The organism is Pseudomonas sp. BAV 4579, assembly GCF_009765395.1.
Taxonomy (GTDB): domain Bacteria; phylum Pseudomonadota; class Gammaproteobacteria; order Pseudomonadales; family Pseudomonadaceae; genus Chryseomonas; species Chryseomonas aestiva.
The window spans coordinates 1-8208 of sequence record NZ_WHOV01000156.1 but is presented as its reverse complement, the minus strand read 5'-3'; the positions used below and the strand labels follow the sequence as shown (position 1 = coordinate 8208).

General features: G+C 67.5%; 6 protein-coding genes. All 6 read right to left on the bottom strand.

Annotated elements, in window-relative coordinates:
• A partial coding sequence (locus tag GSQ95_RS23120; RefSeq protein ID WP_158896057.1) for a Gfo/Idh/MocA family protein occupies positions 1 to 950 on the bottom strand: 950 nt, incomplete at its 3' end.
• Positions 951 to 993: 43 nt separating this feature from the next.
• Entirely contained in the window at positions 994 to 2931 is a 1938-nt protein-coding gene (gene iolD, locus GSQ95_RS23115; RefSeq protein ID WP_158896059.1) for a 3D-(3,5/4)-trihydroxycyclohexane-1,2-dione acylhydrolase (decyclizing), read from the bottom strand.
• A gap of 13 nt (positions 2932 to 2944) precedes the next feature.
• Positions 2945 to 4444: a CoA-acylating methylmalonate-semialdehyde dehydrogenase gene (locus GSQ95_RS23110; RefSeq protein WP_158896061.1), complete on the bottom strand. Its 1500-nt coding sequence runs from the start codon at positions 4442 to 4444 to the stop codon at positions 2945 to 2947.
• A gap of 51 nt (positions 4445 to 4495) precedes the next feature.
• Positions 4496 to 5311 carry a 5-deoxy-glucuronate isomerase gene (iolB, locus tag GSQ95_RS23105; RefSeq protein ID WP_158896063.1) on the bottom strand — a complete coding sequence of 272 codons (816 nt, stop codon included), beginning with the start codon at positions 5309 to 5311 and terminating at the stop codon, positions 4496 to 4498.
• An 11-nt stretch (positions 5312 to 5322) separates the two neighbouring features.
• On the bottom strand, positions 5323 to 6222 hold the full coding sequence (gene iolE, locus GSQ95_RS23100; protein WP_158896065.1) for a myo-inosose-2 dehydratase: 900 nt from the start codon (positions 6220 to 6222) through the stop codon (positions 5323 to 5325).
• A 25-nt stretch (positions 6223 to 6247) separates the two neighbouring features.
• The gene (gene iolC, locus GSQ95_RS23095; protein WP_158896067.1) at positions 6248 to 8185 is read right to left on the bottom strand and encodes a 5-dehydro-2-deoxygluconokinase; all 1938 of its coding nucleotides are present in this window, start codon (positions 8183 to 8185) and stop codon (positions 6248 to 6250) included.
• Positions 8186 to 8208: the final 23 nt, after the last annotated feature.

Here is an 8208-nt window from a genome sequence, read left to right as displayed (position 1 = left end):
GCCTTGATGCAGGCGTCGGCGGTGACCGCGGCGATGTAGCCGTCCCAGGACGACGGCCCGGTCAGCTGGCCGGCGGCCAGATCATCAATGAAGGCCTGCAGCTCCACGTCATAGGCGGCGATGAATCTGTCCTTCCAGTCCATGAGGATCTCGTTGGACAGCCGCGCCTCGCTGCGCAACTGCACCGAGGTCGGCTCCGGCAGGCGGGCAATGCCGCGCTCGCCGACGATCTCGCACTGGATGTCGTAACCGTACTGGCAATTGACGAAGACCTCGACATCGATGCGCACGCCCTTGGCCGTTTCCAGCAGCACCACCTGGGGATCGCGCAGGTGCTCGCGCGCCGCTGGCGCCTTGCGCGGAAAGACCACCTGGGCGGACACGTAATGATCGTCCAGCAGCCAGGCCAGCACGTTGATCTCGTGGATCAGGGTGTCGGTGATGGCCATGTCGGTGCTGTAGTGCTCGCTCACCGTGGGATTGCGGTGGGCCGCATGGATCATCAGCGGCGCGCCGATGCGATCGGCGTCGAGCACCGCCTTGAGCTGGCGATAGCCGGCATCGTAGGGCCGCATGAAGCCCACCTGCACCAGGCGCTTGCCGTGGGCCTGCTCGGCTTCGACGATGCGCCGGCAGCCCTCGGCGGTGGTCGCCAGGGGCTTTTCGCAGAACACCGGCTTGCCGGCGGCGATGGCGGCCAGCACGTACTCCTCGTGGGTCGGCCCCCAGGAGGCGACCAGCACCGCCTGGACGTCCGCCGCGGCGATCAGCGCATGGCCGTCGGCATAGACCTCCGCGGTGATGCCCAACTCCTGGACCACCCGGGCGGCCTGGTCGGCGTTGATGTCGGTCACCGCCACCACGCGACTGCCCAGCAGGGTGTGGCTCAGGCGGCGGATGTGTTCGCGGCCGATGGCGCCGGTCCCGATGACACCGATGTTCAAGGTCATGACTTCATTCTCCGATTTGGACTTGTTATGGAATGAGTGGCGCTCAGTATTGGCGGGCCTGGGCGGCGTTTTCCCTGAGCACCCGGGCGACGGCGGCGATCTTTTCGCTGGTGGAGACCTCGGCGCCGCCGACCCGCCACCAGGACAGGTAGCCGTGCAGCATGGTCTTGGGCAGCACCTTGATGTCGATCAGGGTGGAGACCGTCTGCCGACGGGCATCGGCCAGGGCCGCTTCCAGCTCCTCCAGGGTGCGCACGCTATAGGTCTTGCAGCCGTAGGCGGCGGCGCTCATGGCGAAATCCACCGGCACGAAGTCGCCGTCGAGCTGGCCGGTCTCCGGATTGCGATAGCGGAATTCGGTACCGAAGCTGCCCATGCCGTGTTCCATCTGCAGGTTGTTGATGCAGCCGAAGGTCATGTTGTCGAGCAGCACCACGTTGATCTTGCGCCGCTCCTGGATGGAGGTGGCCAGCTCCGAGTGCAGCATCTGGTAGGAGCCGTCGCCGACCAGGGCATAGACCTCGCGCGCAGGCTCGGCCAGCTTCACGCCGAGGGCGGCGTTGATCTCGTAGCCCATGCAGGAATAGCCGTATTCCAGGTGGTAGGTGTTGACGCCCTTGCTCTGCCAGGCGCGCTGCAGGTCGCCGGGCAGGCTGCCGGCGGCGGCGACGATGATGGCGTCGTCGTCCAGTCGTTCGTTGAGGCGGCCGAGTACCTGGCTCTGGGTCAGGGACGAACCGGTCAGGCGGACGAATTCCTCCAGCACCGCGCGCGGCAGGTCGTCGTCGATCTCCGGGACGAAGTCGGCGCCGGTATAGCCGACCGCGTAGACCCGCTCCACCTCCTGGCGATAGCGCTCGCGCGCCTCCCCCACCTGGCCGCCCCAGCCGGCGCGGTAGTCGGTAGCCCCTAGCGCCTCGGTCAGGGCATCGAGGGCTTCGCGGGCATCGGCCACCACGGCCAGGCCATCGAGCTTGCCGGCGTCGAAGGCAGCCACGTTGAGATTGAGGAATTCCACCTCGGGATGCTGGTAGAGCCACTTCGAGGAGGTGGTGAAATCGGTGTAGCGGGTGCCGACGCCGATGATCAGATCCGCTTCCCTGGCCAGCAGGTTGGCGGCCAGGCAGCCGGTCTCGCCGAGGCCGCCGACATTGAGTTCGTGGCTGGAGACGATGGCGCTCTTGCCGGCCTGGGTCTCGGCGAAGGGAATCTCGAAGCGCTCGGCGAAGCGCTGCAGGGCCGCGGCGGCGCCGGAATACTTCACCCCGCCGCCACAGATCAGCAGCGGCTTGCGCTTGCGCCTGAGCAGTTGCACCGCGTCTTCGATGGCGGCAGCCACCGGCGGCCGGCGATCCAGGCGGTGCACCCGCTTGGCGAAGAAGTAGTCGGGATAGTCGTAGGCCTCGCCCTGGACATCCTGAGGCAGCGCCAGGGTCACGGCGCCGGTCTCGGCCGGATCGGTCAGCACGCGCATGGCGTTGATCGCCGCGCTCATCAGCTGCTCGGGGCGGTTGATGCGATCCCAGTACTTGCTCACCGCGCGGAAGGCATCGTTGGTGCTGATCGACAGGTCGTGGAATTGCTCGATCTGCTGCAGCACCGGATCGGGCTGGCGACTGGCATAGACGTCGCCGGGCAACAGCAGCAGCGGAATGCGATTGGCGGTGGCGGTGGCCGCGGCGGTCAGCATGTTGGCCGCGCCCGGCCCCACCGAGGAGGTGCAGGCATAGATCTGCCGACGCAGCTTCTGCTTGGCGAAGCCGGCGGCGGCATGGGCCATGCCCTGCTCGTTGCGCCCCTGGTGCACCACCAGCTCACCGGCCTCCTGCTCCAGCGCCTGGCCCAGGCCGAGCACGTTGCCGTGGCCGAAGATGGTAAAGACGCCGGCGACGAACCTGGTCTCGACGCCATCGACGCTGAGGTACTGGTTGTCGAGAAATTTCACCAGGGCCTGGGCCATGGTCAGACGTTGGGTGCTCATGGCTTCTCCCCGGTCACTTGGCGGTGGGCATGCTGAATTCGGCGCCCTTGGCGATGCTGTCGGGCCAGCGCTGCATCACGCTCTTGTAGCGGGTGTAGAAGCGCAGGCCTTCCTCGCCATAGGCGTGGTGGTCGCCGAACAGGGATCTCTTCCAGCCACCGAAGGAGTGCCAGGCCATGGGCACCGGGATGGGCACGTTGATGCCGACCATGCCCACCTTGATGGTGCGGGCGAAGGCGCGGGCGATGCCGCCATCGCGGGTGAAGCAGGAGACGCCGTTGCCGAATTCGTGGGCGTTGATCAGCGCTACCGCACTGGCGAAGTCCGGCACCCGCACGATGCCCAGCACCGGGCCGAAGATTTCCTCTTTGTAGATGGTCATGTCCGGGGTCACGCCATCGAACAGGGTGGCGCCGACGAAGAAGCCGTGCTCGGCGCCGGGCACCTTGAAGTTGCGGCCATCGACCAGCAGCCTGGCGCCCTCTTCCACCCCCTTGGTGATATAGCCCTCGACCTTGGCCTTGTGCTGACCGGTCACCAGTGGGCCCATGTCGGCATCGGCTTCCACGCCGTTGCGTACTCGCAGGGCATCAATGCGCGGCAGCAGTTTTTCGATCAGGGCATCGCCCACCTCGCCCACCGCCACGGCGATGGAGATGGCCATGCAGCGCTCGCCGGCCGAGCCGAAACCGGCACCGATCAGGGCGTCGGCGGCCTGGTCCAGGTCGGCGTCGGGCATCACGATCATATGGTTCTTGGCACCGCCCAGGGCCTGGACGCGCTTGCCGCGGCGGGTACCTTCCTGGTGGATGTATTCGGCGATGGGGGTGGAGCCGACAAAGGAGATGGCCTCCACGTCCGGGTGCTGCAACAGCGCATCCACCGCCACCTTGTCACCCTGGACCACGTTGAACACGCCATCGGGCAAGCCGGCCTGCTTGAGCAGCTCGGCCAGCAGCAGGCTGGCGGAGGGATCGCGCTCGGAGGGTTTGAGGATGAAGGTGTTGCCGGTGGCCAGCGCCATGGGAATCATCCACAGCGGCACCATCACCGGGAAGTTGAAGGGGGTGATGCCGGCGCATACCCCCAGCGGCTGGCGCAGGTTCCAGTTGTCGATGCCGCCGCCGATGTTGTCGCTGTAGCTGGTCTTGGCCAGATGCGGCGCGCCGCAGGCGAACTCCACCACCTCGATGCCGCGCGTCACCTCGCCCATGGCGTCGGACAAGACCTTGCCGTGCTCGCGGGTGATCAGCGCCGCCAGTTCGCGGTGATGCTGGTCGAGCAGCTCCTTGAAGCGGAACAGGATGCGCGCCCGGCGCAGCGCCGATTGCTCGGACCACTCGGGAAAGGCCGCCTTGGCCGCCGCCACCGCCTGCTCCACGGTCTGCGCCGTGGCCTGGGCGACCCGCCCCTGGACCACGCCCTCGGCCGGGTTGAAGACGTCGCTGAAGCGCTCGGCCTGGGTCGAGACCGCGCCGTTGATGTAGTGCCCGATGACGGGGGTGTCGCTCATGTCCTGAATCCTCGTGTCCTGGGGTCGCCGCCCACGGCAAGCGAAAAAGGGTTAGCGAGTCAGCAGCCACTCGTGCTGCGGATCGTTGTGGAATTTCCAGACGCGCCGGGGGCCGGCCATCACGTTGAGGTAATAGGACTCGTAGCCATAGGGCACGCTGACCGGGTGATAGCCGCGCGGCACCAGCACCACGTCGTGGTCTTCCACCGCCATGGCCTGGTCCAGGTCGCGCTCGTCGGTGTAGACGCGCTGGAAGACGAAGCCCTGCCCCGGATCGATGCGGTGGTAGTACGACTCCTCCAGCAGACTCTCCGCCGGCAGGTTGTCGCGGTCATGGCGATGGGGTGGATAGCTGGAGGAATGCCCGGACGGGGTGCGCACCTCCACCACCAGCAGCGAATGGGCCGCCGCCGTGTCCGGCAGGATGTCGCAGACATAGCGGGTGTTGGCGCCCTTGCCGCGGGTGGATCGCCGCATGCTCGCCGGCTCGATCAGCCGCGGTGGCAGCCGGTCCGCCACCAGCGGATTGCCGGGCGAGGTGCAGACGGCGATTTCGGCGGTGCTGTCGGCGGTCACCCGCGCCTCGCTGCCGGGCGGCAGGTAGGCGGCATAGGGCGAGACGTCTTCGAAGACGCTCTGGCGACCGGCCAGCCCGCGCCAGGCGAAGTCGCCCAGCTGCGGATGCCCGCCCTCGATACTGGCGCCGCCGCTGAGCAGCACGATGCAGACCTCCAGATCGCCCGCCAGCACCGGCAGGGACTCCCCCGGTTGCAGGCGATGGGCGGCGAAGCCGACGTAGTCCAGGGCACCGGCCGGGACGCTGACGATGTCGCGGGCGCTACGGTCAGCTTTGACGAGCAGATTCATCGGATTCCTCCTCAGGCAGTGGCCTGCGCCACCAGCTGGCGCAGATGGTCGTAGCCCTTCTTGGCGTATTCGTAGGCCGGCGCCACGGCCGGGTCCTGCTCGGCCTCCACCACCAGCCAGCCTTCATAGCCGGCGGCCACCAGCACCTTGAGCAACGCCGAGAAATCGATGTCGCCGTCACCCGGCACGGTGAAGGTGCCGTTGAGGATGCAGTCCGGAAAGCTCCACTGGTGGTTGCGCGCCAGCTGCACCACGGCCTTGCGCACGTCCTTGAAGTGCACGTGGCAGACCCGGTCGATATGTTGCTGCAGCACGCTCAGGGGATCGCCACCGCCCATGTAGCAGTGACCGGCATCGAACAGCAGACCGACGTCCGGAGAGGTCAGCGCCATCAGCCGGGCGATGTCCTCGGGCGCTTCCACATAGGCGCCCATGTGGTGGTGGTAGGCCAGGCGCAGGCCCTGGCTCAGGGTGAAGGCGGCCAGGCGATCGAGCTTCTCGGCATAGGCCTGCCAGGCGGCGTCGCTGTGGAAGCGCGGTCGCTCGATCAGCGGCCGGCGCTGCCCCTGGATGGAGCCGGCCACCTCGCCGTAGACCAGCACCTTGGCGCCGTTCTCGGCCAGCAGCCGGCAATGCGGACGGATCGCCTCGATCTCGGCCTCGACATCCCGGTGCGCCAGGCCACTGGAATACCAGCCGGACACCAGCTCCAGGTCATGCTGGCCGAGCACCTCGCCCAGCGCCTTGGGCTCGCTGGGAAACTTGCCACCCAGCTCGAAGCCCTGGAAGCCGATTTCCTTGCCCTCGCGCAGGATGGTCGCAAGCGGGGTGTCGCCGCCCAGGGCCGGCAGGTCGTCGTTGGCCCAGGAGATGGGGTTGATGCCGATCTTGAGTTGTTGTTGTGCGGTCATGTCGGAGCTGCTCGTCAGGAGGCGATCAGGCGCGGGCGTCGCGCCAGGCCTGGATCAGGAATTCGAAGTTGCTGCGGATCTGCGCGACCAGCGCACGGTCGTCGATCTCGCCGGCCAGCCAGGCCCGACTCGGCTGGGCGAAGATGGTCCGGCCCACGGCGAAGCCCTGGCAGCGCTGGCTGGCGCTGGCCTGACGAAAGCCTTCGGCCAACTCCTCGGCCGGGGCGTTGAGACCCAGCACCACCACGCCCTGGCAATGGGGATCGCGCTCGGCGATCAACTGGTCGAGTTGCCTCCAGACGGCGGCCGGCTGCGCCTCGATCTTCCACCACTCGGGATAGATGCCCAGGTTGTACAGCCGCTTGATGGCGCGATAGAGCACGTCCGGCCGGCTGGAGGCATGGTTCTTCGGTGGGATGACCTCCAGCAGGAGTTCATGACCGCTGGCCTGGGCCGCTTCATACAGCCCCTTGAGCTGAGCCTCTTGCTCCAGCCGCAGCAGCGGCTCGTCATCGGGGTGGAATTGCACCAGGCACTTGATGATCTGCTCGCTTGGCCAGCTCAGCAGGGTGCTGCCCACCGAACGGCCAAGCTCGAAGGCCAGCGGCCGTGAGTTCTGCAACTCCACCGGCCGGGCGATCCACCAGCCACGGCCGCTGGCGGCATTCAGGGCGTCCTGGCCGAAGCGCTCGTCGGCCAGCAGCCCGACGTCGGCGGCCACACCCTGACGCTGCAGGTCCTGTTCGACCTCGGCGATGGCCTGGACGAACAGCTGCTTGAGCGCCGGAATCCGCGCCGGGTCGGCCCCCACCTGCTGGGCGCTTTCCACCAACTGGTAGCGGTGATCGAAGGCGAAGATGAACAGCTGGCGCCACTGGCGGCGCCGCGTGCCGACCCGGTGCAGCCGGGTCAGCACCGGATCCAGGTCGGGCCGGGTGATGGGCACCGGACTGTGCTTGAGGTAATCGAGCTCGGCCAGGGTCGGCATGGCCGGGGCGCAGCCATGGCGCGACACCACCAGCCCGCCGCAGGCATTGGCCAGCCGGCAGCATTCGGCATCGTCGCCGCCGGTCAGCCAGCCGCGCAGGAAGCCGGACATGAAGGCATCGCCCGCACCCAGCACATTGAGCACCTCGACGCGGATGCCGCGATGGATCTCGCCGTCCTCGAGACGCGCCGGAATGGCGCCCTGGATCACCGTGCAGCCTTGGGCACCGAGCTTGACCACCAGGGTCGCCGCGGTCACCTCGCGGACCCGGCGCAGGGCGGTGAGCAGGTCTTCGCTGCCCCCGGCGATCTGGAATTCCTCTTCGGTGCCCACCACCAGGTCGAAGCGCGGCAGGATGCGCTGCACATGGGCGCTGACCTCGGCACTGGCGATGAAACGGGTCTCGCCATCGGCCTTGCCGGTCAGCCCCCAGAGTACCGGGCGGTAATCGATGTCCAGCACCCGCTTCACACCGTTGCGCTCGGCGTAGTCCAGCGCCCGGCTGCTGGCCTGGAACACCCCCTCGGTGGAGAAGTGGGTACCGGTGATCAACAGCGCCTTGGCGCTGGCGATGAAGGCCTCGTCGAGGTCGTCGGCGCCCAGCGCCATGTCGGCGCAATTCTCGCGATAGAACACCAGGGGAAAGGTCTCGCGGTCCTTGATGCCCAGCAGCACCAGGGCGGTGAGGCGCTCGCGATCCACCTGGATGCCGCGGGTGTCGCAGCCTTCCTGCGCCAGCGTCCGGGTCAGGAAGCGGCCCATGTGGTCGTCGCCGACCCGGGTCAGCATCGCCGACTTCAGCCCCAGGCGCGCGGTGCCGAAGGCGATGTTGGCGGAGGATCCCCCCAGGTACTTGGCGAAGCTGCTGACGTCTTCCAGCGGCGCGCCGATCTGCTGCGCATAGAGGTCGACGCCCAGTCGTCCCAGACAGATGACGTCCAACTGGCGCCCGCTGGCGAAGAAATGATCACCCATGGGTGGCTCCTGCTTATTGTTAT